The 26,715-nt window shown below is 53.3% G+C and carries 30 protein-coding genes, 1 other RNA gene and 1 pseudogene; 10 read left to right on the top strand and 22 right to left on the bottom strand.

What is annotated here, in order from left to right:
• Positions 1-44 precede the first annotated feature (44 nt).
• Together recN and bamE are read left to right on the top strand one after the other, a co-directional pair.
• Positions 45-1,706 carry a DNA repair protein RecN gene (gene recN / locus ABLV08_RS20420; protein WP_015370251.1) on the top strand — a complete coding sequence of 554 codons (1,662 nt, stop codon included), beginning with the start codon at positions 45-47 and terminating at the stop codon, positions 1,704-1,706.
• 147 nt (positions 1,707-1,853) lie between these two features.
• Positions 1,854-2,192: an outer membrane protein assembly factor BamE gene (gene bamE, locus ABLV08_RS20425; protein ID WP_015703201.1), complete on the top strand. Its 339-nt coding sequence runs from the start codon at positions 1,854-1,856 to the stop codon at positions 2,190-2,192.
• A 63-nt stretch (positions 2,193-2,255) separates the two neighbouring features.
• On the opposite strand, the gene ABLV08_RS20430 is transcribed toward bamE, so the two are convergent.
• Entirely contained in the window at positions 2,256-2,546 is a 291-nt protein-coding gene (locus ABLV08_RS20430) for an RnfH family protein (RefSeq protein WP_015370249.1), read from the bottom strand.
• Complete coding sequence (locus ABLV08_RS20435) at positions 2,536-2,973, bottom strand: type II toxin-antitoxin system RatA family toxin (protein ID WP_015370248.1); 438 nt, start codon at positions 2,971-2,973, stop codon at positions 2,536-2,538. The genes ABLV08_RS20430 and ABLV08_RS20435 overlap by 11 nt, the downstream gene beginning before the upstream one ends.
• Positions 2,974-3,126: 153 nt before the next feature.
• Here ABLV08_RS20435 and smpB point away from each other — a divergent pair, with 153 nt between their 5' ends.
• The 3 genes and pseudogenes from smpB to ABLV08_RS20450 all read left to right on the top strand — a co-directional run.
• Positions 3,127-3,609, top strand: a complete 483-nt coding sequence (smpB, locus tag ABLV08_RS20440; protein WP_015370247.1) for an SsrA-binding protein SmpB — start codon at positions 3,127-3,129, stop codon at positions 3,607-3,609.
• 142 nt (positions 3,610-3,751) lie between these two features.
• Positions 3,752-4,114: a transfer-messenger RNA gene (gene ssrA / locus ABLV08_RS20445) on the top strand.
• Between the two features lie 169 nt (positions 4,115-4,283).
• A pseudogene (locus tag ABLV08_RS20450) lies at positions 4,284-4,385 on the top strand (preprotein translocase); the annotation flags it as partial.
• A gap of 157 nt (positions 4,386-4,542) precedes the next feature.
• On the opposite strand, the gene ABLV08_RS20455 reads toward ABLV08_RS20450, so the two are convergent.
• The 5 genes from ABLV08_RS20455 to ABLV08_RS20475 all read right to left on the bottom strand — a co-directional run bounded on the left by ABLV08_RS20455 (position 4,543) and on the right by ABLV08_RS20475 (position 8,067).
• Complete coding sequence (locus tag ABLV08_RS20455) at positions 4,543-5,343, bottom strand: nucleotidyltransferase domain-containing protein (RefSeq protein WP_348856213.1); 801 nt, start codon at positions 5,341-5,343, stop codon at positions 4,543-4,545.
• Positions 5,344-5,519: 176 nt separating this feature from the next.
• Positions 5,520-6,056 carry a dihydrofolate reductase family protein gene (locus tag ABLV08_RS20460; protein ID WP_154105441.1) on the bottom strand — a complete coding sequence of 179 codons (537 nt, stop codon included), beginning with the start codon at positions 6,054-6,056 and terminating at the stop codon, positions 5,520-5,522.
• Between the two features lie 199 nt (positions 6,057-6,255).
• Complete coding sequence (locus ABLV08_RS20465) at positions 6,256-6,618, bottom strand: cupin domain-containing protein (protein WP_015370120.1); 363 nt, start codon at positions 6,616-6,618, stop codon at positions 6,256-6,258.
• A gap of 75 nt (positions 6,619-6,693) precedes the next feature.
• Positions 6,694-7,512, bottom strand: coding sequence for an AraC family transcriptional regulator (locus ABLV08_RS20470; protein WP_032706441.1), 819 nt, complete (start codon positions 7,510-7,512; stop codon positions 6,694-6,696).
• Between the two features lie 327 nt (positions 7,513-7,839).
• The gene (locus tag ABLV08_RS20475) at positions 7,840-8,067 is read right to left on the bottom strand and encodes a DUF1272 domain-containing protein (protein WP_072001133.1); all 228 of its coding nucleotides are present in this window, start codon (positions 8,065-8,067) and stop codon (positions 7,840-7,842) included.
• Between the two features lie 291 nt (positions 8,068-8,358).
• Between ABLV08_RS20475 and ABLV08_RS20480 the strand changes: the two genes are divergently transcribed.
• Both ABLV08_RS20480 and ABLV08_RS20485 read left to right on the top strand, forming a co-directional pair.
• Positions 8,359-8,499 carry a contact-dependent growth inhibition system immunity protein gene (locus ABLV08_RS20480; RefSeq protein ID WP_348856223.1) on the top strand — a complete coding sequence of 47 codons (141 nt, stop codon included), beginning with the start codon at positions 8,359-8,361 and terminating at the stop codon, positions 8,497-8,499.
• Between the two features lie 80 nt (positions 8,500-8,579).
• Positions 8,580-8,903: a contact-dependent growth inhibition system immunity protein gene (locus ABLV08_RS20485; RefSeq protein ID WP_032712345.1), complete on the top strand. Its 324-nt coding sequence runs from the start codon at positions 8,580-8,582 to the stop codon at positions 8,901-8,903.
• Positions 8,904-9,090: 187 nt separating this feature from the next.
• Here the strand turns inward: ABLV08_RS20485 and torA are convergent, their stop codons facing one another.
• The 12 genes from torA to ABLV08_RS20545 all read right to left on the bottom strand — a co-directional run bounded on the left by torA (position 9,091) and on the right by ABLV08_RS20545 (position 21,162).
• Entirely contained in the window at positions 9,091-11,613 is a 2,523-nt protein-coding gene (gene torA, locus ABLV08_RS20490) for a trimethylamine-N-oxide reductase TorA (RefSeq protein ID WP_162872114.1), read from the bottom strand.
• A gap of 6 nt (positions 11,614-11,619) precedes the next feature.
• The gene (locus tag ABLV08_RS20495) at positions 11,620-12,783 is read right to left on the bottom strand and encodes a NapC/NirT family cytochrome c (RefSeq protein ID WP_006798114.1); all 1,164 of its coding nucleotides are present in this window, start codon (positions 12,781-12,783) and stop codon (positions 11,620-11,622) included.
• A 225-nt stretch (positions 12,784-13,008) separates the two neighbouring features.
• The gene (ccmI, locus tag ABLV08_RS20500) at positions 13,009-13,875 is read right to left on the bottom strand and encodes a c-type cytochrome biogenesis protein CcmI (RefSeq protein ID WP_015703209.1); all 867 of its coding nucleotides are present in this window, start codon (positions 13,873-13,875) and stop codon (positions 13,009-13,011) included.
• Positions 13,872-14,339 (bottom strand): cytochrome c-type biogenesis protein, encoded by a 468-nt coding sequence (locus ABLV08_RS20505; RefSeq protein ID WP_015370116.1) that lies wholly within the window; start codon positions 14,337-14,339, stop codon positions 13,872-13,874. The genes ccmI and ABLV08_RS20505 overlap by 4 nt, the downstream gene beginning before the upstream one ends.
• The gene (locus tag ABLV08_RS20510) at positions 14,336-14,893 is read right to left on the bottom strand and encodes a DsbE family thiol:disulfide interchange protein (protein ID WP_015370115.1); all 558 of its coding nucleotides are present in this window, start codon (positions 14,891-14,893) and stop codon (positions 14,336-14,338) included. Before ABLV08_RS20510 ends, ABLV08_RS20505 begins: the two co-directional genes overlap by 4 nt.
• Positions 14,893-16,845, bottom strand: coding sequence for a heme lyase CcmF/NrfE family subunit (locus tag ABLV08_RS20515; protein ID WP_020078141.1), 1,953 nt, complete (start codon positions 16,843-16,845; stop codon positions 14,893-14,895). The genes ABLV08_RS20510 and ABLV08_RS20515 overlap by 1 nt, the downstream gene beginning before the upstream one ends.
• The gene (ccmE, locus tag ABLV08_RS20520) at positions 16,842-17,318 is read right to left on the bottom strand and encodes a cytochrome c maturation protein CcmE (RefSeq protein WP_015703212.1); all 477 of its coding nucleotides are present in this window, start codon (positions 17,316-17,318) and stop codon (positions 16,842-16,844) included. Before ccmE ends, ABLV08_RS20515 begins: the two co-directional genes overlap by 4 nt.
• Entirely contained in the window at positions 17,315-17,539 is a 225-nt protein-coding gene (gene ccmD / locus ABLV08_RS20525) for a heme exporter protein CcmD (protein WP_006798167.1), read from the bottom strand. Before ccmD ends, ccmE begins: the two co-directional genes overlap by 4 nt.
• A complete protein-coding gene (locus ABLV08_RS20530) occupies positions 17,536-18,282 on the bottom strand; it encodes a heme ABC transporter permease (protein ID WP_063411180.1) in 747 nt (248 codons plus the stop codon). Before ABLV08_RS20530 ends, ccmD begins: the two co-directional genes overlap by 4 nt.
• A gap of 33 nt (positions 18,283-18,315) precedes the next feature.
• Positions 18,316-18,975 (bottom strand): heme exporter protein CcmB, encoded by a 660-nt coding sequence (ccmB, locus tag ABLV08_RS20535; RefSeq protein ID WP_015370111.1) that lies wholly within the window; start codon positions 18,973-18,975, stop codon positions 18,316-18,318.
• Complete coding sequence (gene ccmA / locus ABLV08_RS20540) at positions 18,972-19,595, bottom strand: cytochrome c biogenesis heme-transporting ATPase CcmA (RefSeq protein WP_032708930.1); 624 nt, start codon at positions 19,593-19,595, stop codon at positions 18,972-18,974. Before ccmA ends, ccmB begins: the two co-directional genes overlap by 4 nt.
• A 184-nt stretch (positions 19,596-19,779) precedes the next feature.
• The gene (locus ABLV08_RS20545; protein ID WP_032708931.1) at positions 19,780-21,162 is read right to left on the bottom strand and encodes a DHA2 family efflux MFS transporter permease subunit; all 1,383 of its coding nucleotides are present in this window, start codon (positions 21,160-21,162) and stop codon (positions 19,780-19,782) included.
• Positions 21,163-21,391: 229 nt separating this feature from the next.
• On the opposite strand from ABLV08_RS20545, the gene ABLV08_RS20550 reads away from it, so the two are divergent.
• The gene (locus ABLV08_RS20550) at positions 21,392-22,279 is read left to right on the top strand and encodes a LysR family transcriptional regulator (RefSeq protein ID WP_032708932.1); all 888 of its coding nucleotides are present in this window, start codon (positions 21,392-21,394) and stop codon (positions 22,277-22,279) included.
• Here the strand turns inward: ABLV08_RS20550 and ABLV08_RS20555 are convergent.
• Positions 22,227-23,117 carry an MBL fold metallo-hydrolase gene (locus ABLV08_RS20555; RefSeq protein ID WP_348856224.1) on the bottom strand — a complete coding sequence of 297 codons (891 nt, stop codon included), beginning with the start codon at positions 23,115-23,117 and terminating at the stop codon, positions 22,227-22,229. The genes ABLV08_RS20550 and ABLV08_RS20555 overlap by 53 nt on opposite strands.
• Before the next feature lie 179 nt (positions 23,118-23,296).
• Here ABLV08_RS20555 and ABLV08_RS20560 point away from each other — a divergent pair, with 179 nt between their 5' ends.
• Together ABLV08_RS20560 and ABLV08_RS20565 are read left to right on the top strand one after the other, a co-directional pair.
• Entirely contained in the window at positions 23,297-24,091 is a 795-nt protein-coding gene (locus ABLV08_RS20560) for an SDR family oxidoreductase (protein WP_015370106.1), read from the top strand.
• 171 nt (positions 24,092-24,262) lie between these two features.
• Positions 24,263-24,871 carry a transporter gene (locus ABLV08_RS20565; protein WP_348856215.1) on the top strand — a complete coding sequence of 203 codons (609 nt, stop codon included), beginning with the start codon at positions 24,263-24,265 and terminating at the stop codon, positions 24,869-24,871.
• A gap of 50 nt (positions 24,872-24,921) precedes the next feature.
• Here ABLV08_RS20565 and ABLV08_RS20570 read toward each other — a convergent pair whose 3' ends face one another.
• On the bottom strand, positions 24,922-25,683 hold the full coding sequence (locus tag ABLV08_RS20570) for a transporter substrate-binding domain-containing protein (protein WP_348856217.1): 762 nt from the start codon (positions 25,681-25,683) through the stop codon (positions 24,922-24,924).
• A gap of 10 nt (positions 25,684-25,693) precedes the next feature.
• Positions 25,694-26,479, bottom strand: a complete 786-nt coding sequence (locus tag ABLV08_RS20575; protein WP_059304847.1) for a CatB-related O-acetyltransferase — start codon at positions 26,477-26,479, stop codon at positions 25,694-25,696.
• Positions 26,480-26,715 lie beyond the last annotated feature (236 nt).

Below are 26,715 nucleotides of genomic sequence, written 5' to 3' on the forward strand. Positions count from 1 at the left end.
CTGTACGAAAACACAGTAATGGTTTTTCATACAGGAAGGCAGCTATGTTGGCGCAACTCACCATCAGCAATTTCGCTATCGTTCGTGAACTGGAAATTGATTTTCACAGCGGCATGACCGCCATCACCGGGGAAACCGGCGCCGGGAAATCCATTGCCATCGACGCGCTGGGGCTGTGCCTCGGCGGCCGAGCCGAAGCTGACATGGTGCGCCGCGGCGCCAGCCGTGCCGACCTGTGCGCGCGCTTCGCGCTGAAAGATACCCCTGCCGCCCAGCGCTGGCTGGAAGAGAACCAACTGGAGAGCGGGCGTGAGTGTTTACTTCGCCGCGTGATCAGCGCTGACGGACGCTCCCGCGGTTTCATCAACGGCACCGCCGTGCCTCTTTCTCAGCTTCGCGAGCTAGGCCAGTTGCTTATCCAGATCCACGGACAGCATGCCCATCAGTTACTCACCAAAGCCGAACATCAGAAAACGCTGCTTGATGGTTATACCGGTGAGTATGCGCTTACTCAACGCATGGCGGAGCGCTACCGCCAGTGGCACCAGAGCTGCCGGGAGCTGGCGCAGCATCAGCAGCAGAGCCAGGAGCGCGCCGCCCGCGCAGACCTGCTGCAATACCAGCTCAAAGAACTGAACGAATTTAATCCTCTGCCGGGCGAGTTCGAACAGATTGACGAAGAGTACAAACGTTTGGCTAACAGCGGCCAACTGCTCAGTACCTGTCAGCATGCGTTAACGGTACTGGCCGACGGCGAAGAGGCCAATTTGCAAAGTCAGCTTTATACCGCTAAACAGCTGGTTAGCGAGCTGGTCGGTATGGATAGCAAACTCTCCGGCGTGCTCGATATGCTGGAAGAAGCCTCTATTCAGCTCAGCGAGGCGACCGATGAACTGCGCCACTACAATGACCGTCTCGATCTCGACCCTAACCGTCTGTTCGAACTGGAGCAGCGCATTTCCCGGCAGATTGCGCTGGCGCGTAAGCATCAGATTGCGCCGGAAGAGCTGCCGGCGTTCTATCAGGCCATGCTGGATGAGCAGCGTCTGCTGGACGACAGCGCCGGTTCGCTGGAGTCGCTGAGCCAGTTGGTCGTTGAGCATCACCGCCTGGCGCTGGAAACGGCGCAAGAACTGCACGCCCTGCGTCAGCGCAGCGCCGACGAACTCACCCAGTTGATTACTGAAAGTATGCACTCACTTTCTATGCCTCACGGCGTGTTTGCCATTGATGTCGCCTTTGATGAACGCCATCTGACCGCCGAAGGCGCCGACCATATTGAGTTCCGCGTTACCACCAACCCGGGGCAACCGCTGCAGCCGATCGCTAAAGTGGCCTCCGGCGGCGAGTTATCGCGTATCGCACTGGCTATTCAGGTTATTACCGCTCGTAAAATGGAGACCCCGGCGCTGATTTTCGATGAGGTCGATGTCGGCATTAGCGGCCCGACGGCGGCGGTGGTCGGCAAACTGCTCCGCCAGTTGGGAGAATCCACGCAGGTCATGTGCGTGACTCACCTGCCGCAGGTTGCTGGCTGTGGTCACCATCATTTCTTCGTTTGCAAAGAGACCGATGGCGAGATGACCGAGACGCACATGCATGCGCTGGATAAACGCGCCAGACTGCAGGAACTGGCCCGTCTGCTGGGCGGTAGCGAGGTGACCCGCAACACCCTGGCGAACGCGAAAGAGTTGCTTGCGGCGTAAACTTTTTGATTTTCACAGAGTCATAGTGAACAGCAAATTGCCAATAGACCTGCAGTCGAAGGTTCCCAACCGGGCAAAGGTCTATTATTATCGGCATATTACAGATGAGCCACGTATTGCTCGGGCCCAAAAAGGAATCAAATCACTATGCGCTGTAAAACGCTGACTGCTGCCGCAGCGGTTCTCCTTATGTTGACCGCAGGCTGTTCCACTCTGGAACGAGTGGTTTACCGTCCTGATATCAACCAGGGTAACTATCTGGCACCTAATGATGTAGCAAAAATCCGTGTCGGCATGACGCAACAGCAGGTTGCTTATGCGCTGGGTACGCCGATGATGTCAGATCCATTTGGTAGCAACACCTGGTTCTACGTTTTCCGCCAGCAGCCGGGCCATGAGAAAGTGACCCAGCAGACACTGACGCTGACCTTCGACAGCAGCGGTGTGTTAACCAACATTGATAACAAACCGGCGCTGACCAAGTAATCTCAGGCCAGTAGAAATGCAAAAAGCGCTCAATGAGCGCTTTTTTTAATTGTGCATTCCCGCTTATTTCTCAGCGTGCTTTTCAGCCCGCTGCCGACGCAGCTCTTTCGGGTCAGCAATCAGCGGGCGATAAATCTCTACGCGGTCGCCATCATGGACTTCGTCATGCAGCTTGACCGGACGGCTGTAGATGCCGACTTTATTTTTCGCCAGATCGATATCTTCGCGCAGCGCCAGAATACCGCTGGAGATAATCGCCTGCTCGACCGTTGCCCCAGCCTGCAGCTTCACGCGCTGCAGGTACTGTTTTTCCGGCAACGCATAGGCGACTTCAACCACAATATTAGCCGACACGATACACCTCTTTGGCGCGCGTGGTGAACGCCTGCACCATATTGGCAGCCAGCTCTTTAAAGATGCGACCAAAAGCCATTTCAATCAGCTTGTTGGTGAACTCAAAATCGAGATGAAACTCAATTTTGCACGCATCCGGGCTGAGCGGAATAAACTTCCAGCCGCCAATCAGCTTTTTGAACGGCCCATCGACCAGGCTCATCAGGATACTCTGGTTATCGGTCAGTGTATTACGCGTCGTGAAAGTCTTGCTGATGCCGGCCTTGGACACATCAACCGCCGCCGTCATTTGCGTCGGCCCGGCCTCCAGTACTCGGCTACCGGTGCAGCCAGGCAGGAAATCGGGATAGGACTTCACATCATTTACGAGTTGATACATCTGTTCCACGCTGAAAGGCACCAGCGCAGTACGGCTAATCTGAGGCATAGCAGGTTCCACATTTAAACACGGGACAAATAATATCATTTATCTGCTGCTAAAAAAAACGCTGTACCATAACTCGTGCTAAGATAGCCCATTACGCCTCGCAGGAAGGATTGAGGTAACAATGTTTAGAACTAGCGATGACTTCAGGACATTATGACTAAGAAAAAAGCCCACAAACCTGGATCAGCCACCATTGCGCTGAATAAACGCGCCCGTCACGAATACTTTATCGAAGATGAATACGAGGCAGGCCTCGCGCTGCAGGGTTGGGAAGTGAAATCTCTGCGTGCCGGCAAAGCCAACATCGGCGATAGCTATGTCATTCTGAGAGATGGCGAAGCCTATCTTTTCGGCGCCAACTTTACGCCAATGGCGGTCGCCTCCACGCATTACGTTTGCGATCCGACCCGTACCCGCAAGCTGCTGCTCAATCAGCGCGAGCTAGATGCGCTATACGGCCGCATTAACCGCGAAGGTTATACCGTCGTCGCCCTGTCGTTGTACTGGAAGAACGCCTGGTGCAAAGTGAAAATCGGCGTGGCGAAAGGTAAGAAACAGCACGATAAGCGCACCGACGTAAAAGATCGTGAATGGGCGGTCGATAAGGCGCGCATCATGAAAAACGCCGGGCGGTAATCCCCCCTCTCTGCGGGCCAGCTCCCCTGGCCCCACGCTATATTGCTGTTGTCGCTGCTTTTTCACTCGATATGCCGCCAGAATCCTCGCTTCAGGGGCTGGTAACCACCTTCACAAATCTGTTATACTTCAAGTACACATTGGGGCTGATTCTGGATTCGACGGGATTCGCGAAACCCAAGGTGCATGCCGAGGGGCGGTTGGCCTCGTAAAAAGCCGCAAAAAAATAGTCGCAAACGACGAAAACTACGCTTTAGCAGCTTAATAACCTGCTTAGAGCCCTCTCTCCCTAGCCTCCGCTCTTAGGACGGGGATCAAGAGAGGTCAAACCCAAAAGAGATCGCGCGGATGCCCTGCCTGGGGTTGAAGTGCTAAAACTAATCAGGCTAGTTCGTTAGTGGCGTGTCTGTCCGCAGCTGGCGTGCGAATGTAAAGACAAACTAAGCATGTAGTACCGAGGATGTAGGAATTTCGGACGCGGGTTCAACTCCCGCCAGCTCCACCAAAATTCTCCATCGGTGATTACCAGAGTCATCCGATGAAGCCCTGCGGGCTTTTTTGTGCCTTGAATTTGTCCCGCGAAGTTCGAAGAGAACTCATTAAATCCGATCCTGTTTAGGCACCTCATAAAGCTTTATTGTTTTTGAGGTGCCTAAAACTATGGAAACCCGGCAATGGCAAGACAAACCAAACCTTTAGCCGTTAAAGAAATCGAATCAGCCAAACCCAAAGAAGCGGGCTACGTTCTCTATGATGGTGGTGATGGTGTAAATATCGCATACAGGCAGGTCATGTTTTTAGATAGCGGACCTTACTCTTGACACCTGAACCTGGCTTTAGCATGGGATTGTAGTAACTAAACTGCGACAGCCAATCCTGGGATTTAGATCGCTGGTACTTTACTCCGGCCGTGTAAGCGACCGGAGTACAGATTTAAACCCTGTCAGAATACGCTTTCAGCATCGCGAGAACCGCCCGACGAGCCGCATCATCTGCGATATTCTCAGGCAGAGCATCAGCTCGCAGATTGATATAAGCGTCAACAGCCATTCTGATGGCCATGCTGACGGAGTCACGATCGTGCGTTGCCAGCGTGGAAGTCAGCAGGCCATCAGGATCAATGCCGTGGAATTCAATGCGGCGAACCCCACGTTGCGGAAGATTGGCACGACGGTACAGCATTGGCCCCAGCACCTGCTCGCGGAAGAATGACAGCATACCAATCGCTTCGAAGAGTTCGCCCCTTCCCAACTTAACCACTGCATAATGCAGCCAGATCCAGGCTCGGGACTCAAACCACTCCGGCGTCATGTCAGGCCAGTGAGCACTAAATTTTGCCAGTTGTCGCTGCAGAGCAGTGTTATCACGGGTAAATAACACAACTGGCTCCTCAACGCGTTGAGTGAGCATTTCCAGAGTGACGAATTTCAGATCGACATGAAGAAGTTCTGGGCCATACAGGCATATTAGCAGGCGAGGCTCTCCGACATGTTCCCCGGTAAAAGCATGGAGCAGATGGCCTAATGTTCCGGCAAGCTCCCTACGCTGCTTCATGATTTCGTCATAGTGGAGAGTGTCTACGACAACGACAAAATCGAGATCGGAGTATTTATCAAACCCGCCATGAACAATCGAGCCACCAGCGAGAAGGGAGTGAATTCGCGAATCAGACTGAAATTTAAGTTTGAGTTGCTCTGCAAAACTTCTGTGTAAATCGGGTAATGTACTCAGCATACTTTTTCCTGTTCACAAAAAATACAAAGCATTTCAGAATATCGAGTTGTTTATATTCAGGCTAGATATTTTTTGCAGGAACAGTAATGTCCCTGTAGAGATGGCATCCTTTTCGGCTGATCCCACAATCACCACAGCGGTTATCGGCGGAGGTCGCCACTATGCTCAGATTCAGCTTATGACATCAGCCGATAGTGCGACTGCACCAGACCCGAAGGGAAGCTGCGGCTGGATAATAGCGTCAAATCGATATCATGGGTCAGGACTCCGAACAGCGGTTTACCCGAACCGAGCAGGACAGGAACGGTAGTGACAACGATATCGGCGACCAAACCTTCGCGCAGGAATGACTGTATTAACTGCCCGCCATCGATATATACCCTGTGCACGTTTTTCTCCTTCAGGTGAGCAAGAGCCTCCCCTGGCGTGAAGCATGAAAACTGCACCTTACCCTTCAGCGCTTCGGGCACGGGAGTATCAGTTAGCTGCCGGGAAAGCACCAGCACGGGTCGGTCATAAGGCCATTCGTCAAAAGTCAGCACCTTCTCATAGCTGCCTCGCCCCATAATGATCCAATCTTTGTCCGCGATGAACGCGGCATAGCCGTGATCTTCTGTCGGGTCATCGCGCTTCAACAGCCAGTCGATATCGCCATCCTGTCGGGCGATATAACCATCAAGACTGACCGCGATGAAAACATGTGTGGTGACCATCAAGAGCTCCGTATTCAGGTTGCATAGATCTCGTTGAGTTTAGCAATGTTAGCGATATTGATATGCCCCGATAAAGCCACATCACCAGGTTAGCAACGTCCGCTCCAGGCATGAAGCAAAGCTGAGTAAGGAGAAAAGCCGATGTACTTGTTTTCTACTATTTAAGCCAGCCGATCGGCTGGCTTAAAATCTCCCCAAATTAAATCCAAATATCGTTTTCTGCGGTGCGTTCCCCACCTTCATGTCCGGTATTCCTGACACCACAGGGTTCTATCATCATCATTTTTACCGTCGTCTCAGCTGACGTTTTATGCTCAACACCTTTAGGTACAACAAACATTTCTCCTGGCTTGACAAGAACATACCCGTCACGAAAATCAATACGCAAAACCCCCTCAACTACGATAAAGGATTCGTCGGTTTCCGGATGTGAGTGCCAGATAAAGTCGCCCGCTATTTTCACGATTTTGAATTGGTAGTCGTTCATCTGCGCGATGACTTTTGGCTGCCAGTGAGTATCGAAGAGAGAGAACTTCTGTTCCAGATTTACAGGTGAGTACATGATGACATTCCTTAATGGCTAAGAAACGCCGAGGATAAATAATATTGCGGTACCGGTATTGAACGATCGTGCAACTCAGGGACGGCGTTTTTGAATAAATGTTTGCCAACGACCCGGTGAAATGCCATATGCTTTTATAAACTGGCGTGTCATATGACTTTGATCTGAAAACCCTGCCGCCAACGCAGACTCCGCAAGTGACAGGCCTAACTGAATCAGATGTCGACAGTATGCGAGACGGCGCATTGTTACGTAGCGATAAGGACTCGTTCCGAAAAGAGTTCGAAAATCCCGGCTCAGGCTCCAGCGATCTTTACCACAGACGGAGGACAACGTATCCAGCGTGATGTTCTGGCTGAATTCAGATTGTATATATTCGCGAGCGCGCTCGACAGACTGATAGTCCACAAGGCATCGACGAAATCGTTGCCCTGACACAACTGCCAGAGTCTGGGCAAGATCGTAAAGGGCATCCTCCTCTTCAAGCGTATCAATAGAATCTTCTGGCGCTTTTAAAAGCGGCCCGGTAGCGGCAAACAACCGGGGATCAGATGAGATCCCGCTGTGAATAAATGGTAACGGTTTGCCGCCTAAAATTTTCTGAATTAAAGCGGGCTCGATATAAAACATCCGATACTGAAATCCCTCGAGCGTTCCTGCCTCTCCATCATGAATTTCATCCGGGTGTAAGACCATCGTCCCACCAGGTAAACTATGTTGTTTACTGCCACGATAACGGAAACGTTGCACACCAGACAATGTCCTGCCGATCGCATATGTATCGTGCCGATGAGGTTCATAACCATGCCCGCTGAAATACGCCTCCAAGCGCTCTATTTTCCCTGGCGTGTGTGCAAGCTTGACCCAGTCTTTATTCTTTTGTGCATTCGGCATGAATAACATCTGTTTCATAATTGTATGAGAATCCACACCATAAACGTTTAGGGTGCAGTTTTGAAAGAAGTATGATGAAAGTGCGTAAAGGTTCTTCTTCGAAATCTTTCAGGAAGGGGCATCTCAAACCCAGGGTAATCCTTGTAATCTTGGGTTACGGCTTTTTTTCCGGTGGAAAAATGCCTGCCATAGCAACCATAATCAGCAGTTGCATAAAGCAATACAATGATGGAGCCCCAATACTTAACATCCGTTTCTGGTACTCAGCAGACGACTAGCAGGATCACTTAGGACGTTATAAGCAAAGAGCGAACATAGTTTTCATCTCTACTGTTTATAGTGACGCTGACTGGATGCAGGATATCGCAGGAGGGATGCTTCAGGGCGTATTGGACGTCGCACCAGTTCCCCTCCGCAGTTCGGGCACAGGCCACTAAGCCGTTGGGTCACGCAATCAATACAAAATGTGCATTCAAATGAACAGATGAATGCCTCTTTTGATTCAGGGGGCAGATCTTTATCACAGCATTCGCAATTAGGACGGAGTTCAAGCATGGTTCTCTCTTATTGTTAAAAGGGCATCATTAGATATACCAAAGGCCAACTACCTGTAGCACCTTCGGCTAAAGATGACGTTATTGTTTCTCGCATGTATCAAATGAGCATGGTCTACAGGTGGGAAAAATCAAGAGAGTGAATTACCCGACAGAGACGCTCACTTCTGGAAACCGTTGCAAAGACGTAATTTCTAGAGCAGTCTATCTTAATCGAGAAAATATCAAATCTTTGCTTGGTGCAGGAAAAAGCAGAGGGCGCCTCACTATCAATTACCCAGCAGGCTAAGAGATTGATACTTTCATTGAGAGTTACAGGGACAGGCAGGATGATGAATTCAAAAGCCGATATGGATATGATTTTTCGCCTGGATTGTGGGAAACGACTACCTACGAATTCCTGAAGACGGTACGCAGACTAGTGCTTACCTAGCCGATTCGTTAAAGCCAAACACCAGGCACAGTTGTCCCGCTTAAATTTGGTAACCATCGTTTATCAGGGGAAACCGTACTATGTTCTCACGTCTTACCCATATATGGGATAAAAACCCGGGCCGTAAGTACCCTGCCATACAGGATATGCTCACTATTTATTTTAGTAACGAGCACGATGATTTTGGCAATTCAATTAATGAGATTATCGGCAGCTATCGTGACTACAGTATCTCATCAATTGAAAATGCTAAATTAGAAATTTCCTCTTTATTAGAAATCGAAGATGAGGAAGTGCTTACCTCCATTATGGAGAAAATTGCGAATGACAGGTTCCATCCCGAACCGTGGGGTGAAACATGGCGTAGCTTCCTGGAGAAAACTCTTTTTTTATTAAAACATTAGTATCAAAAAGATCTTATTCAGTAAGTTCTAATCCACATTAAGAAGATCGTTTACTGTTAATATGAATGCACAGGTAACCATAGCAAACCTGCGCCGCGGCAATCTCTCTTACCGGAAAGAGCACAACAATAAAACGGACACTCCCTCACGGAAGTGTCCGTTTTGTCTTTCAAACGTTAGCTGCGGGTTACGCGCCTACCGGCACATCGTGCGCGGTGTTTTTCAACGCCGGTCCGGTGTACTTCTCGATCTGCAGCTGCGACATCTGGCCACAGTTCCCCTGCGCCAGGCTGGAGGAGCCGACGTCAAAGGTCAGACAGTTGACGTTACCGTTTTTACACAGCGATCCCGGCTGTGACGGATCGGCCGGATCAAACCATGCCCCTTCGCTGATGCGCACCACGCCTTCGCGAACGTTATCGGTAATCACCGCTCCGACAAGGATCTGCCCGCGATCGTTAAAGGCGCGAACCAGATCGCCTTCACTGATGCCGCGCGCGCTCGCATCTTTCGGATGGATCCAGATGGCTTCGCGATCGGCTACCGCGTATTTCTTGCGCAGCGGCGTATTATCGAGCTGAGAATGCAGACGGTTAATCGGGTGACCGGTATTGAGCGACAGCGGATATTTCTCGGCTTCCGGCCCGCGATACCACTCGTGCGGCGGCATCCAGGTTGGAATCGCTTTGCAGTCCTCGTAGCCCATTTTGGCGATGGCGTCAGAGTAGATCTCGATTTTCCCTGATGGCGTCCCCAGCGGGTTGAGCAGCGGGTTCTCGCGGAAATCGGCGAAACGCACCCATTGGGTGTTCTCTTGCGGGATCGGGAAGCGAATGTAGTTATTGGAAGCCCAGAACATATCAAACGGCGGCAGCGCCACGCGAGCGTTGCGCGCCTGGGCTTTCATCTCGTCATACATGCCCTTCAACCACAGCATCTCATCTTTGCCTTCGGTAAAGGCCTCGTGCACCCCAAGGATCTCGGCAATCCCCGCAAAGACATCAAAATCGTTTTTCGCTTCGTTCTGCGGCGGTACGCACTGGCGCAGCGGGAAGACATAAAGCTGCGAATAGTCGCCGCCCATGTCCATATCGTTACGCTCGTAGGTGGTGGTCACCGGCAGTACGATGTCCGCGTGTTTCGCCGTCGCCGTCCAGTACGGTTCGTTCACCACCACGGTTTCCGGATGCTGCCAGGCTTTCACCAGGTTGTTGGTATCCTGATGCTGGTGGAAGGTGTTACCGCCCGCCACGTACACCATTTTAATATCCGGATAGGTGACCTTTGTCCCGTTATAGTCGATGGTCTTGCCTGGGTTCGCCAGCGCATCGGCGATGCGCGCCACCGGGAACGGCGTAATATCTTTCGCCGCTGGCGACGTTGGGCTACCGGCGGAGATCCCTGCCAGAATGCCGCCGCGCGCGGTTGGGCTACCGCCGGAAGAGTAGTGATAGCTAAAGCCGAAACCGCCGCCGGGCAGGCCAATCTGCCCCAGCATCGCCGCCAGCGTCACCATCATCCAGTGGGCCTGTTCGCCATGATGCTGACGCTGGATGCCCCAGCCGCCCATGATCATGGTGCGATGCTTCGCCATATCTCGCGCCAGCTGCTTGATAGTCTCAGCATCAACGCCGCTGATATCCGCAGCCCAGTTGGCATCTTTGACGACGCCATCTTCTTTACCGTTCAGGTAGGCTTCAAATTTATCGAACCCTACGGTGTAGGTTTTCAGGAAATCAGGGTTATGCAGATTTTCAGCCAGCAGCGTATGGGCCACCCCCGCCATCAGCGCGCAGTCGGTGTAGCTGCGCGGGGCGATCCACTCGGCGCCTAACTCACGCGCGCTGTCGCTGCGCACCGGGTCGATACAGATCATCCGGGTGCCCTTTTTCTTCAGCGCTTCAAAACCCGTCTGGCCGACGTGATCCGGCAGGTTCCAGCTGTTTTTCAGCGTGATCATGGGGTTACAACCGATCATCACCACCAGCTCGCTGTTATCAATCACGTTTGGCCACGCGGTCTGCTGTTCGTAAACTTCAACAGAGCCGACCACGTGCGGCATAATCACCTGCGCCGCGCCGGTGGAGTAGTCGCCGGAATAGCCGACAAAGCCGCCCGCCAGGTTCATCATGCGCTGCAGCAGCGTTCTCGGGTTGTGGAACATCCCGACGCTTTTCCAGCCGTAAGAACCGGCATAAATAGATGATGGGCCATGCTCTTTTTGCAGACGGCTGATTTCTCCCGCCACCAGATGCAGGGCTTTATCCCAGCTGACGCGGACCCACTCATCGCGGCCGCGCAGCTCTGGCTTACTGTTTTTCGCTCCGCCTTCTAACCAGCTTTTACGAACCATCGGATATTTAATCCGGTTTTCGGCATGAACCTGATACGGCGCCATGGTAATCAGTTCGTTGGGATACGGATCGTCTTTTATCGGGCGAACGTCAACCATTTTGCCGTCGCGAACGATGGCTTCAAACGCGCCCCAGTGGGCGCCGGTGAGAATCCCGCTTTCAGCCTGGCGCAATGCGATAAACTGCGGCATCGCCTGGCTAATGGCCTCCGCCAGCGCCGAACGCGGCCACAGCCCCGCCAGCAGAGGCGCCGCCATCAGAGCGCTGGCGCCAGCCAGAAAACGGCGACGCGTCAGATTCATACCGGGTTCCTGGCTCTGATCCGCCATGTCATAATCGTTATTCTTTTTCATCATGGCTCCTTATTGTTTGTCCTGATTGGCCGCTGCTGGCATGTCGCTCGCATGTTTTTGTACGTACTGGGTCAGGAGACGAACCTGTTCCTGAGTCAGTGAAGTACGGCCGGACATACCTTTAACCACCCCAATCCACTGGTTGGCGTTAAAGCGATTCAACTCGGTCAGGCCATGACAGCCGGTACAGTTGTTAGCCATTAATTCAGAAGCGTAACTCCAGATTTTTTGTTGATCGCCAATCAGATTTTTCGCCGGCAGCCAGACCTGCAGATCGACTTCATGCCAGACCTGTTTGGTCTCTTCATCGGTAACGGAGCCAGAGACTTTTAACGCTTTGCGAGCTTCTTCGCCCAGCAGCGCGCTCATGATGCGTTTGCCGCGCGCGGCGTAGAAAGCTTCGGTGACGCCATCCTGTTGCCAGCCATGAACATCCGCCAGCACCATGTCGCCTTCACGTTTCACCACTTTCACTTCAGTGGAGGCCATCAGGTTACCGTCGTTATGGTCGCCTGCTTTCTCGCTCAGCCAGAACGGCTGGGTCTGAATGGTGTAAAGGGTGGTCGCGGTCGCCGGAGTTTTCGCCGCCGCGTTAGCAAGCTCGCTCGCCCCTGCCGCCGCCAGGCCGCTCATGTTCGGCAGAATATGCGCCACGCCTTTATGGCAATCGATGCAGGTTTCGCCCTCTTTGATTGCGACCGGGTGCTGCTTACGGGCTTCAGGGGTTTGCGCCAGAATATCCATCGCTTTATAGTCGTGGCAGGAACGGCAGGTCGCCGAATCGCTCTTCTTCAACCCATCCCAGACGCTCTGGGCCATCGCCAGTTTATGCGCCTCGTATTTTTCCGGAGTGTCGATTTTGCCGGTCATTTCACCCCAGACATCTTTCAGGGCGCCAATTTTGGTCAGCATATAATCGATCGGCTGATGAGGAACGTGGCAATCGGCGCACTCGGCGCGAATACCTTTATCGTTCTGGAAATGCACGCTGCCCTGATATTCCGCCAGAGGCTGCTGCATGGTATGACATGACACACAAAATTCGGTATCGCTGGTTTTATGCATAATAGTCGCGGTACCAGCCAGCAATACCACGCCAATAATGATCCCAACCAGCAAGGCGATAAATATAATTTTTCGCCTACCAGAGCGTTCCAGTGAAAGTTTACTCATCTTATTATTTAACCCTTTTCCTAAATGAAAGACGCAAAAGTCCCTGCCAGATGGCAATCGTTATATAAATAAATCTATAACGATTGCACTCACCTTCTAATCCAACTAAATTTTTGGAAATTTTCGGAGCCAGGATAATCAGCCGGGGATGATTATCCTGTGATTTCAGAGCGATAACCCATTGCAAATCCAATATGCCTTCGAGCAATACTCACGTTATTTTAATTATTGCAGAATAGCGGCTTGTTCTTTTTTAGCCCGGTCAATACTACGAATGATAATTTCTCGCTGAGCATCATCCGCCGGTAACAGTTGCAGCATTAGCTGCCACGCCGCGATCGCTTTGTCATACTGCTGGTGCTCAAAGGCGTTAAACGCCGCCAGGCTAAGCACCCGTACATCGTTATGGTTATTCTTCAGCAACGTATCGAGCAGTTGCTGGGCTTCACGGCTATCGTTGGGATCCGTAGAGTGAAGTAACGCTTCGGTATATCCCAGTTGCGCATCGGCGTTGCCTGGCGCCAGCTGTCGCGCCTTATCAAACGCCTGTAACGCGGCGCCTGGATTATTGAGCACCAGTTGCAGCCTGCCGAGCATCGTCCAGCTCAGCTGGTCGGCCGGGTATTGCTGCAGGCGGGTGCGTAGCCCCAGCGCCAGTCGAAACAGCTCTTCTTCCGACAACGGTTTACCCTGTGGATCCATCACCCGCTGCATCAGCTGCGGCGTTTGCTGGACAACTTGCTGCCACTCAACCACGCGGGTCATGTAACTCGTTCGGATAAAAACCCCTACGCATAAAGAGGTTAGTATAATAACCCCAAGAATATACACCCAATAACTACTATTTTTGTGATTCGTTTCGGCAGATTCGGGCAAATCTTCCAATAAATTCAAGCGTAAATCGTCAACCAACTGCTGTTGCTGCGCCGCGTTCACCGCTGAAAGATCCTCATCAAGCTCCTGCAGGCGCGCCCGATAAATCATATGGTTCATGGTATTGCGGTCAACGCGCTGCCTGCCGCTCCACGGAATAAACAGCAGCGCCGCGGTTCCCAGCAGTAACACCAACATGATGAGCAAAGCGACAATCATTTCAGGGTCCTTTTATTGTCATCAAGCAGCGCCTTTAAGCGTTCCTGTTCCTGCGCGCTCAGCTCGCTGATGCGTTCAGCCCGTGAGCGACGGCTTAAACGAAAAATCACCAGCGCGCCGCCCACAACGAAACAAGCCGGCAGCAGCCAGAGTATAATCGTCGCGGGGGTCACCGGCGGTTCGTAGGTCACGAAGTTGCCGTAGCGCGCCACCATGTAATCGGTGATTTGCTGATTGCTTTGTCCCTGCTCCATCAATTGCCAGACCTTTTTGCGCATGTCGGCGGCAATCATCGAGTTCGAATCGGCAATACTGTTGTTCTGGCATTTCGGGCAGCGCAGCTGTTCGGTCAACTGGCGGAACTGCTGCTCCTGGGCCTCATCTTTAAATGGATAGGTATCAATCGCCGCCAGCGCCTGAAACGAGAGCAGCGCCGTCAGTAAAGTGATGAGCAGATATTTCACGCGCCCCCCTGCTGGCTGTATTTATTCCACAGCGGCAGAATCTCCTGCTGCCAGACCCGCTCGTTCACATCGCCGGCATGGCGGTAGCGGATAATGCCTTTGCCGTCGATGAGGAAAGTTTCCGGCGCGCCATACACGCCAAGATCCAGCCCCAGCATACCGTCGCCGTCAAACACCCCCAGCGCATACGGGTTGCCCAATTCGTGCAGCCAGTTCACCGCTTTCTGGCGATCGTCTTTATAGTTGATGCCAACGATGCGAATGCCCTGCGCCGCCAGAGAGCGCAAATACTGATGCTCCGCCCGACAGGTGGGGCACCAGGTGGCCCAGACGTTAATCAGCACCGGTTTACCATTGATAATGTTAGAGGGATCCAGCATGACATCCGGTTTTTCCAGCGACGCCAGGCGGAAATCCGGCAGAGGCTTACCCACCAGCGCTGATTCAAGCACGGTAGGATCGTCGCCGTCACTATTGCGCATCAGTTGCCACATCAGCGCCGCCGCCAGAATCAGGAAGATAGCCAGCGGTAAATATAAGACTTTGCGGTTCATCACGCGTTCTCCGGCAGTGATTTACGTAAGCGATAACGTGGGTCCAGAATGCACAGCACGCCGCCAAACGCCATTAACATCCCGCCGAACCAGATCCAGCGAACAAAAGGTTTATAGTACAAGCGCACCGCCCAGCTACCGTCGGCCAGCTCTTCACCCAGCGCAGCGTACAGGTCGCGCGCCAGCCCGCCGTCGATGGCGGCTTCGGTCATCTCCATCCGGCTGCTGCTGTAAATGCGTTTCTCCGCCCGCAGCGTACTCACATGATGGCCATTCTGCGAAACTTCGATCACCCCTTCACCGCCAAAGTAGTTCGGCCCGGTGATATCCCGCACGTCCCGGAACACAAAGTGATACTGGTGGATATCGACGCTATCGCCCGGCTTCATTCGCACATCGCGTTCAATGCTGTAATTCTGACTGAAGGCGATGCCAATGACGGTGACCACCAGCCCCACATGGCCGGCGACCATTCCCCAATGGCTGCGTCCGAGGCGGGTCAGCCCGCGCCAGAAGGGGTGGCGATCGGTGGCGCGCTCCACCACTTCCATCACGGTAAGCACGAATGCCCACAGCGACATCAGCAGGCCAACTACGGTCATGGCTTTAATACGATCCTGCATCAGCCACGGCAGTGCGATGGCCAGTACGACGGCAACCACCGCGGCAATCAGCAGCCGCTTACGCAGCTTGTGGAATTCATCGCGACGCCAGCGCACCAGCGGCCCGATCCCAAGCAGCAACGAGAACGGGATCATCAGCGCAATAAAGAGGGAATTAAAGAACGGCTCGCCGATAGAAATGCTGCCTAGCCCCAGTAGCTTGTGTATCAGCGGCAGCAGCGTCCCCAGCAGTACCACCAGCATGGCGGCAATCAGCAGCACATTGTTGCCCAGCAACAGCGACTCGCGCGACCACAGTTCGTGACGCACCCGGGAACGTACCTTGCCGCCTTTGATGGCGAATAACAGCAGCGAACCGCCGATAGTGATCACCAACAGTGCCAGGATAAACATGCCGCGTGTGGGATCGGAAGCGAAGGAGTGTACGGAAATCAGTACCCCGGAACGCACCAGGAAAGTGCCCAGCAGGCACAGCGAGAATGCCAGAATCGCCAGCAGTACGGTCCAGGATTTAAAGCTGCCGCGCTTTTCGGTGACCGATAGCGAGTGAATCAGCGCCGTTCCCGCCAGCCACGGCATCAGGGAGGCGTTTTCTACCGGATCCCAGAACCACCAGCCGCCCCAGCCGAGCTCATAATAGGCCCACGCCGACCCCAGCACGATACCGACCGTCAGAAAGCTCCACGCCGCCAGCGTCCACGGGCGTGACCAGCGCGCCCACGCGCTATCAAGGCGCCCGGTCATCAGCGACGCAATGGCAAAAGCGAAGGCCACGGAGAAACCCACATAGCCCATGTACAGCATCGGCGGGTGGAAGATCAGCCCGATATCCTGCAGCATCGGGTTCAGATCGCGCCCCTCGATGGGGAAATCAGGTAGCGTGCGCACGAACGGATTTGAGGTCAGCAGGATAAACGCCAGGAAGCAGAAGGAGATCATCCCCATTACCGCCAGCACCCGCGAAGAGGCTTCCAGCGGAATATTACGGCTCAGGGCCGCGACCGCGCAGGTCCAGCCGCTCATCAGCAATACCCACAGCAGCAACGATCCCTCGTGGGCCCCCCAGGTCGCCGCGACGCGATACCACACCGGCAGCAGCGTATTCGAGTTACTGACGACATACAGAACGGTGAAGTCATTCACCACAAAGGCATACACCAGAATGAGAAACGCCCCGAGGATGGCGGCAAACATCGCTACCGACAGCGGCTTCGCCAGCGCCATCATCCGCGCATCCTGCCGCATCGCGCCCCAGGAGGGAAATAGCGCCAGCAGGCAGGAAATGCCCAACGCCAGGCACAGCAGGAAGAGGCCGATTTCAGGGATCATTGCGCGGCTCCCTGTGGCTTCTCAGCCGGATGATGATTCTCTTCCATCGCTTCTTTCACTTCCGGAGGGGTGTAATTTTCATCGTGTTTCGCCAGCACTTCCTTCGCGCGGATATGCGTCCCGTCCTGCAGCGTCCCCTGGGCTACAACCCCCTGCCCTTCGCGGAACAACGCTGGCAGTATCCCGGTATAGCTCACCTCGACGACGCCGCGGGCATCATAGAGTTTGAAGGTCACATCGAGGGTTTTATCGTCACGCTTCACGCTGCCGGGCATCACCATGCCGCCGATACGTAGACGCTGTCCCGGCTCTGGCTTCTGGCCATTTTCCCGTTTGCCGTATATCACTTCGCCTGGGGTATAGAAGAGATCGATATTGGAGCTTAATGCATACATCACCAGACCAACGGTCAGCGCCAGCCCCCCAATCACTCCGCAGGCGAGCCAGAGACGTACTTTACGCCGAGGATTCACAACGCATCTCCCTTCATTGTGCTTTGCTTACGCGCCGCCGATACCCGCCGCTCGCGCGCCATCTGCCGGCGTACATCCGCCAGCAACGCCCGGCGCTGCCAGCGGGTATGGATGAACAAAATCAGCAGCGCGATGACCGTCACTGCAACCGCCAGCCAGACATAAAAGGCGTAGCCGCCCATCTGCCAGAAATCGCTCCAGGAGTGAAAAGCGCTGGTCATAAGTTCTCCTCGCGCTTACTAGCGCCAGCCAGCGCCACGACCCACGGACGGCGGCGCTCCTGCAACAAAATTAAATTACGCATACGCATTAATGTCAGAGTAATAAAGAGGAATAAGAAACCGAAAATGGTTAAACGCAACGGCATGCGCATCGACGGATCGATGGTTTTCTGCATATTGGTCGAGCCCTGATGCAGGGTGTTCCACCACTCCACGGAATAATGAATAATCGGCAGGTTAACCACCCCAACCAGCACCAGTATCCCGGCGGCGCGCCCGGCCAGCCGGCGATCGTCAAAAGCGTGATACAGGCCAATCACCCCGACGTATAAAAACAGCAGGACCAGTTCGGAAGTCAGACGCGCATCCCAGACCCACCAGGTTCCCCACATCGGTTTTCCCCACGCGGAACCGGTCACCAGCGCAATAAAGGTGTAAACCGCGCCTGGCAGCGCCATCGCCATCACCGCTTTATCCGCCATTTTCATCTGCCAGACCAGGCCGACAAAAGCGGTCACGGCCATGGAGCCGTAAATCCCCATCGACCACATCGCCGCCGGGACGTGCAGATACATGATGCGATAGCTTTCACCCTGTTGATAATCTGCCGGGGCGTAGACAAATCCCCAGACGCAGCCCACCACCAGAAACAGTGCGCTGAGGATAGCCATCAGCGGAATGAATCGTCCGCATACGCTATACAGGCGCTCTGGAATGGCGAGTTGATGTAACACTTTCCACATTTTTTTTGCCTCATTGCCCCGAGGGAACGGGAATTATTGCACGCTAATTCTGAGTGCCGCCGCGGTAGCAAACGGACTTAAGGTGGCACTTCCCGCCAGAAAGGCGCCAAGAATGGCCATATAGCCGTCAACCGGCAACTGCATCTGCGCCGCGCCCACGGCGGCGGTGGCGAAAATCAGTAACGGAATCATCAGCGGCAGCACCAGCAGGCTCAGCAATACGCCGCCGCGCCGCAGGCCGACGGTCAGCCCCACGCCGATGGCGCCAATAAAGCTCAGCGTTGGCGTGCCCATCAATAGCGTCAGGGCCAGCACCTGCCACTCCGCGGTCGAAAGTCCGAATAACATAGCGATCAGCGGAGAGATTATCAGCAGCGGCAGCCCGGAAACCACCCAATGCGCCGCGATTTTTGCCAGCACCACCAGCGACAGCGGCACCGGCATCAGCATCAGTTGCTGCAGCGAGCCATCCAGCCAGTCATCGCGAAACAGCCGGTCCATTGCCAGCAGCGAAGAGAGTAACGCGGCCACCCAGACAATGCCCGGCGCAATCTGCCGGAGCAGCTGCGGTTCAGGGCCGATACTGAGGGGGAACAGAGTGATAATAATCAGGAAAAACCACAGGGGGTTGATAATTTCGGCGTAATTGCGAAAGGCAAGGCGCAGGTCGCGCCAGAATATCTGCTTGATCATGCCGCGACCGCCTCATCGTCACTCAGCATAATCGTGCGTAAGGGAACGCACAGAGGGCGCAGAGGTTGATGGGTGGTCAGGATGACCGCACCGCCCTGGCCGATGTGCTGCTCCAGCCGGGTGGTCAGCGTTTGCACGCCAGCCGCATCGAGCGCGGTGAAGGGTTCATCTAAAATCCAGAACGTCGCGCGGCTGAGCCAAAGCCTCGCCAGCGCGACGCGCCGCTGTTGCCCGGCAGAGAGTTGCGCTACGGGAACATCTTCAAAGCCCACCAGCTCAACCTGCGCCAGCGCCTGCCAGCGCGCCTCAATGGTCGCCTCAGGATGGTAAAAGCGCAGATTTTCGTCCGCCGTTAGCGCCCCTTTAACCCCCACCTGATGACCGAGCCACAAGAGCTGCGCGTGCCAGCTATCGCGAGTACGCCGCAGCGGTTTGCCCTGCCAGAGAATTTCCCCTTCTTCTGGCGTCGATAACCCGGTCAGGAGGTGTAATAACGAGGTTTTTCCCGCACCGTTGGGGCCTGAAATTTGAATAATCTCGCCGGGTTGTACCGCAAACGATAGGTGGGTAAAAAGGGTTCGTTCATCCCGCAGGCAGGCGATATTTTTTATTTCCAGCATCAGAAAGCAGGTCCAGTTCGGGGGTCAGCGCATTCAAGTGCCTTATTATAACGAAAGAAAACAATCTGTTTTGCTGAATATATTAAAAATTTTGAACCGCCGCTAAACAGGTAAAAATGCTAAAAACTCATAATCGAACGTGCCAGTAGCGGTTGCATTTTCACCACTACCGGCATTCCTTTCTTTAGCGATGCAAGCGTAAGGTACTGGCAATAGAGGATATCGCAGCAATAGCGCAGGCGAGGCCAAACACATAAACGGCAAACTGTGCGCCGCCTGGGCCGGTTAAGCCGTTCAACAGCGCAATAACCATCGCCACCAGCGCCGCACCGATGGACAGCCCAGTCGTCCTGGCGGTGGATAATACCCCGGAGGCCGTTGCCGTGCGATTTGCTGAGACATTAGCAAACATCTCCTTATTATTTGGCGGCAGGAATAAGCCATACCCCACCCCGCAAACGGCGGTCCGCCACAGAAAATCATTCACCGTCGCAGCGCCCGGCAACAGTGCCAGCGAGCCTAAGCCAAGACAAAAGATAACCACCCCGACAGTTGAAATCTGCGTCGGATTAAAACGGTTTGACAAGCTTCCCGCCAGCGGGGCGCAGATTGCGACCGCCACCGGCCACGGCGTAAAGATAAAAGCCGATTCCAGTACTGAGTAATGGTAGGTATGTTGCAATACAAACGGTAAACCGACCAATGCCATTCCCTGGGCGATGAACAAAGAGCTGGACGAGATCACCGCCAGGGTATATTGGCGTGAGCGAAATATATCAAGCGGCAATAGTGGATGCTTCGCTCGCGTCTGGGCGATAATAAAGAAAGCAAATAACGCCACTGATGCCACCGCGCAGTAGATAAGCGTTCGGCCCTCCCAGCGGCCAATTTGATCGACCGCCACCACCATCAAGCCTAATGCCGCCGCTGAACTCACGGCCCCGGCCCAATCAAAGCCCTGCTCCTTTTCGTTATCCTCCCCTAATGAAATCAAGGAGAAAACAATCGCAGCGCCGCCAGGCAGGATATTGATATAGAAAAGCCACGGCCAGGAGAGCGACGAGATGATAAATCCGCCCAGCGCCGGACCGATAGCCGTGCCAACCGCGAAGGCCAGCGCATTCAGCCCGAAAATCGTTCCTAGCGCGCGGGGTGGGAAAATAACCCGGTACAAGCCCAGCCCCACGCTTATCATGACCGCATAGCTTACCCCTTGCAGTATGCGCATGGTAACCAGTACGCCAAAGGTCGGCGCAAGGCTACAGCCCAGCGAAGAGAGCGTAAATAACGCCATTCCCGCCGTATAAAAACGCTTCTCACCGATTCTGCTGCCCAGCGACGCGCAAATCAGCATCGTCGCCGCGCTGGCTACCTGATAGCCGTTGATGATCCAGATACCGGACGCCGAATCGACCCGTAACGCACTGGCAATCGAAGGCAAGGCGACATTGACAATGGAACTATCCAGCGCCGCCATTAGCACGCCGATTAGTATGGCCGCGGCGGCTAAATAGCGCCTCGGCGCCTCAAAACCTTGATCAAGTGAACAACTACTTACCAGCGACATATCCGCAGGTCCTTATCAAAACAGATCAAATGGTTTTATTGTTATGAATGTCGCCAGAGGGAAAAACCAGAGAATAAAATCGAGATTATTAGCGAAAAAATCGATGGCCGTTCGTCACCGCGATAATCATCGCTATATTCGTCAATAATTAAAAATCTGATGACAAAGTAGTCACCAAAATTTATAAATATGCTGGCGGATAGAAAATAACGCTCATATAAGGTTTAAGATGAAGCTTAATGAACTTCTGGCGTTCGTTACTGTTGTGGAAACGGGGAATATCACCCTGGCGGCAGAACGTCTGAATCGAGTGCAATCCAGTATTTCCCATCGGATACGCAGCCTGGAAAGTAGCCTGGATGCCACGCTATTAGACAGGAAGAACGAGGGGTGCATCCCAACCGAGCAGGGAAAGATATTGTATGAATATGCCCTCAAAATGCTTAACCTGGCGGATGATTGCAAACACAACATTACCCTTTCAAAAAGACGCCGATTAACGATTAAAATCGGCATCATTGAATGTTTGCCGCCCTATGTTATCAGCGCATTGATTGATTCAGGCCATGACTTAGGCTGGGATATTGATGTTTCAATCGGCAATACCAGCAGTTTACTTAATGCTTTCGATAGACACGAATATGATGCGGTCATTATTGGCGCGGGCTTCTCCTCCCCACAGCATACGCGCGCTATGTTGCTCACTAGTGAGTTAGTGCTTATCACCGCGAAAGATCATCCAGCCATCACCGCGACCTCCGCTCTGGATGACAATGTCTTTTTATTGAGTAGTAAAAAATGCGCAACTTCAACGCGCAATCTGGATATGTTATTCCGTGAAGGCAACATTACTCCCAGGCGCGTCGTGGAGTGCGGCTCTTACCCGGTGCTGTTCTCAAATATCGCCGATGGCAAAGGGGTCTCGCTGGTGCTGCGTTGCTCAATCAGCGATGAGATCCAGCAAAAAATAAAAATCCATCCATTAACAGGTGAGTTTAATGATTTCGGAATTGAGCTGCTATGCCGCCCTGAGGGCACCCATTTCGATTTGCAGCAGTTGAACCTCATGGTGGCATCCGTATTTCAGGATCCACGGCTGCGTGAGACTGGCTATTAATTCCGTCCGCCGGGATAATTTGATAGCCGGACGAGCATTTTTTAATCCTGGCGAAACCTGCTGTATCAAAATGCATCCCGGCAACCAGTATCTGTTCAGCGCGGACCTTTTCAAGAAGGCGAATGCGCGTCTCCTGCGCCAAAAGCGGGTCGAAGTCGAAGGCTATCGTGACCTCGGGGTCTAATAGCTGAATATGGGGAAAATGCACAATATCCCCCCACACTAATACGCGTTCTATGCTTCCAGAGAGGAGATACCCCGTATGGCCTGGCGTATGTCCTTTTAATGCCAGGGCACTGATACCAGCAAACACCTCGCCTTCATCAATCAGCCGTAAACGATGCTGATATTGTTTAAACACGCTGCGCGCGAACATAACATTACCTTTAACGCGTTCACTGGCCGTAACCAAATTACGGTCATCTTCGAGATAACTGAATTCATCTTGAGGTATTATCAATTCAGCACGAGGAAATACCGCGTCTTGCTGCGAATTAATTAAGCCACCGATGTGATCGGGATGCGCATGGGTCAACAGTACGGCGTCAATATCCTCTGGTTTGACGCCAAGTTTAGCCAGATTATTGATCAGTTGGCCTCCCCACCCTTTAACGCCGCCAGCGCCGCTATCGATCAGGATATTCATCCCGGCTTGTTGTACCAGAAAGGTGTTTATGTTGACCGTATTCGGTTGTGCTATACGGGCGTTTGCCTGAATGTTTCTGCACTCGTCTTCATCAATTTTGGTTAACAGGCCAAAACCTACCTGCAAATAGCCATCGCTTACGGCAGTAACGCGCATATCGCCGAGGACTTTACTGGGAAAAGTAGTATTCATCGTTAACTCATCAGTATCAGTGTAATCGCCAAAAACAGCCTCCATTATTAGAGGCTCTCACCGCTATGCTCTAACGGATAATTTCGATATCACCATCGATATTGTTGATTGCCACTGACCGAAGCCCCCTTCCCCCACCTGCTACGCTTACTACTCCATTCCATAAAAAAGGCTCAACCATGAATATTGATTTATCGGGGAAAGTCGCGCTGGTGACGGCATCCACGGCCGGCATCGGTTATGCCATTGCCAAAGGGCTGGCGGCCAGCGGCGCGGAAGTGATTATCAACGGCCGCAGCGAACATAGCGTTAATGCGGCGATGGCGCGGCTGCAACAGGAGGTGCCGGGATTCCGGCCCTATCCCGCGGTGGCCGATCTCAGTGACGCCGCGGGCGTCAGCCAACTGCTGCAGGCGGTGAATGAAGTCGATATCCTGGTGAATAACGCCGGTATTTACGGCCCGCAGGATTTTTACGCCACCGATGACGCCACCTGGGAAAACTACTGGCAAACCAACGTAATGTCCGGCGTTCGCCTGTCACGCGCGCTGTTGCCCGCCATGGTGCGTAAAGGCTGGGGTCGGGTGGTCTTTATCTCCTCCGAATCGGCACGCAATATTCCCGCCGACATGATCCACTACGGCGTAACCAAAACCGCGCAACTGTCGCTGGCGCGCGGACTGGCGAAATACGTCGCCGGCAGCGGCGTCACCGTAAACAGCGTGCTGCCCGGCCCAACCCTTTCTGACGGTTTTGCCGAAATGATGAAAGATGAGGTCACGCGAACCGGTAAGCCGCTGGAACAACTGGCGAAAGAGTTTGTTATGGCGCAGCGCCCCGCTTCGGTTATTCAGCGCGCGGCCTCGGTGGATGAGGTGGCCAATATGGTGGTCTACGTCTGTTCGCCGCAGGCATCCGCCACCTCCGGCGCCGCGCTACGGGTCGATGGCGGCGTAGTCGATGATATTGTCTGAATTACCCCGCTAAGCAGGGGGAGCAAAGCTCCCCTTTCTCACCTGCAGTTGCGCTATTTAGCGCTAAATAGCTCAAAAGGTTTAAAACACGCCGCGATGTCGCACAAAGTGAACAGGAAGTCGCATTCACGATACTTATCATTGCTGTTTTGAACATAAATAGTGGTGTTAATGTCTGTCATCAGAAGCTTACTTTTCTTTCTCGGCGCAGCGGCGGCTTCCGCCATCGCGGTACTTTGTCTATGGATGGATATCCGGGTGTTTGGCAACGATATCCCGGAGATTTCGCTTACCGAGGTAGTGCAGGAGGGCGTGCTGGCGATAATCGTGCTGATGCACTTCCTGCTGGCGAAAAAATATGAGCTCCTGCGCTACTGTAATATCCTCGTTGGCGGCTTCTTCCTGGCGATGCTGATCCGCGAACTGGATGCGCTGTTTGATCTTATTACTCACGGCAGCTGGGTGTGGTTCGCGCTGGCAACGACGATAGCCGCGCTAATCGCTCCGCTGCGCCACGCTCGTCAAACGCTGTCGCAACTGGCGCAATACACCCGCACGCCTTACTACGGCATGATGATAAGCGGCCTTCTGGCGATTCTGGTCTTCTCACGGCTGTTCGGCATGCATGGCTTATGGTATGCCGTACTCGATGAGAACTACGCGCGGGTGGTGAAAAACAGCGTTGAAGAGGGTAGCGAGTCGTTCGGCTACATGCTTTGCCTGACCGCCTCGATTGGCTACTACTGCTACTTCCGCTATCAGGCGCGGCAGAAAAGCTAATCCACTGCGCCGCCAGAATGTCGCATTCTGGCGGCAGCGTGAATCATGAATTACCCCTGAATTTTCCACTTCCGCTTGAGCACATTTTTGTCCTGGCTATCCAGCCAGTGGTTCACTATCTCAAGCAGCGCCGGATTATCCTTATTCATCATATAGACCTTATAGCTGGCGGTGCCGGGGAACGGCGTCTCATTCGCCACGCAGAACACGCCGGGCTCCTTGCTCTGGTAGTAATCCCCTTCTATCAGGTCGGTCACCATCATATCGGCCGTTTTTTGCCGCAGCGCCTGCAGATTATCGATATTGTTCTGCACGCGGATGATCTGCGCATGCTTGATATGCTCATCAACGAAACTTTGGTTGGTACCGCCGGGGTTCACAATCACCTTCACATTCGGCTGGTCGATTTTTTCAAGGCTGCCGAGCGCTGGCGCGGCGCTGCAGTTCGCCAGGGCGATTTTACCATTGGCCACCACCGGATGGCTCAGGGAGAAATCTTTTGCCCGTGCCGCCGTCTCCGTTACGCCTCCCATAGCGATATCAAACTTATCGGCTTTTAAATCAGTCGATAACGTTGGCCAGCTGGTGATAATAAACGTCACCTTCACTCCCAGCGTTTTCCCCAGATCGTGCGCCATATCGACGTCGTAGCCGATAAGTTCGCCGGCGCCGTTATGAAAGGCCAACGGCGCGTAGTCCCCCGGCACGCCGACTTTTAACTCGCCGCTTTGTTGAATTGACTGCATATCACGCGCCTGGACGCCGCAGGCTATCACCGCCGCCATCAGGGCCACACCCAACTTAAACTTCATCTTAAATTCCTTATGATTTCATCTTCATGCTGCCAGCGACCACGGTTTTCACCACCGTTGCCGTCAGCTTTGGTAGCGCAAGCGGCGTGAGTTCACCTTGCTCCTGCGCATGGCGCAGTAATTCACAAAAGCGCGCCACCTCGTTCACCGGAAACATAGCAATATCCTGTGCAGAATATTGCCACCAGCGCAGCGCTAACAGCTGCTCAACAATCGGTTCGGCAAAACGGTATTTGATGAGCTTCGCCGGGTTCCCGCCAACCATGGTATACGGGGCAACATCTTTCACCACCAGCGCGTTGGCGGCGATAACCGCGCCATCGCCAATGGTAATCCCCTGCGCCAACGTCACGTTTTGTCCAATCCAGACATCATTGCCAATCACGATGGGGCGCGTCTGTTTTTCAAAAGCGTAAAAATGATTTTCCCGTCCGTTATCCGCTGCCAGGGTTGCCATTAGCGCTGAATGACGGGCGTAAAAAACCGGGCTGGAGCTTGCCCACTCTAAGGGATGACGATCGCCTAATACCTGTAATCTATCAGCGATTGAGGTGTAGCGCCCAACCTGAATAAACGCCGGCAACAACGTACGGGTGTAACTGAAAGCCCCCAGCGAAGCCAACCGCTCGCCACAGCGCCCCCAATAGGTGGTATAAGGTTCAGTGCATAAATTTTCTGGTACTTCAATTGGTTGCTCATCACGATAAAACGGATGGTCGCAAACCAGCCTCTGCCCGCCGAGGAAAATACGCTGACTTTGTAATAACGATCTTATTTCGCCAAATGCGATTTTCATTTTTCACCCTTTCCTGTCCAGCGTAATGTCGTCACCCAGCCAGCACACCTCCTATTGATAGCATCCATGCTTTATCCATATCACAAAATGTTAATGAAATGTTTTTATTTTGTGATGCACAACCAGGATTCATTGCACCTTATTTGTGCAATGAATAACCAAATCCTACGCTCAGGATCCGCTCACCTCCCAATAATTTAGCGATATTGCTGGAAATACTATTTTCCGCAATAGCT

This window comes from Klebsiella sp. CN_Kp088, from assembly GCF_040064335.1.
Lineage (GTDB): Bacteria > Pseudomonadota > Gammaproteobacteria > Enterobacterales > Enterobacteriaceae > Klebsiella > Klebsiella aerogenes.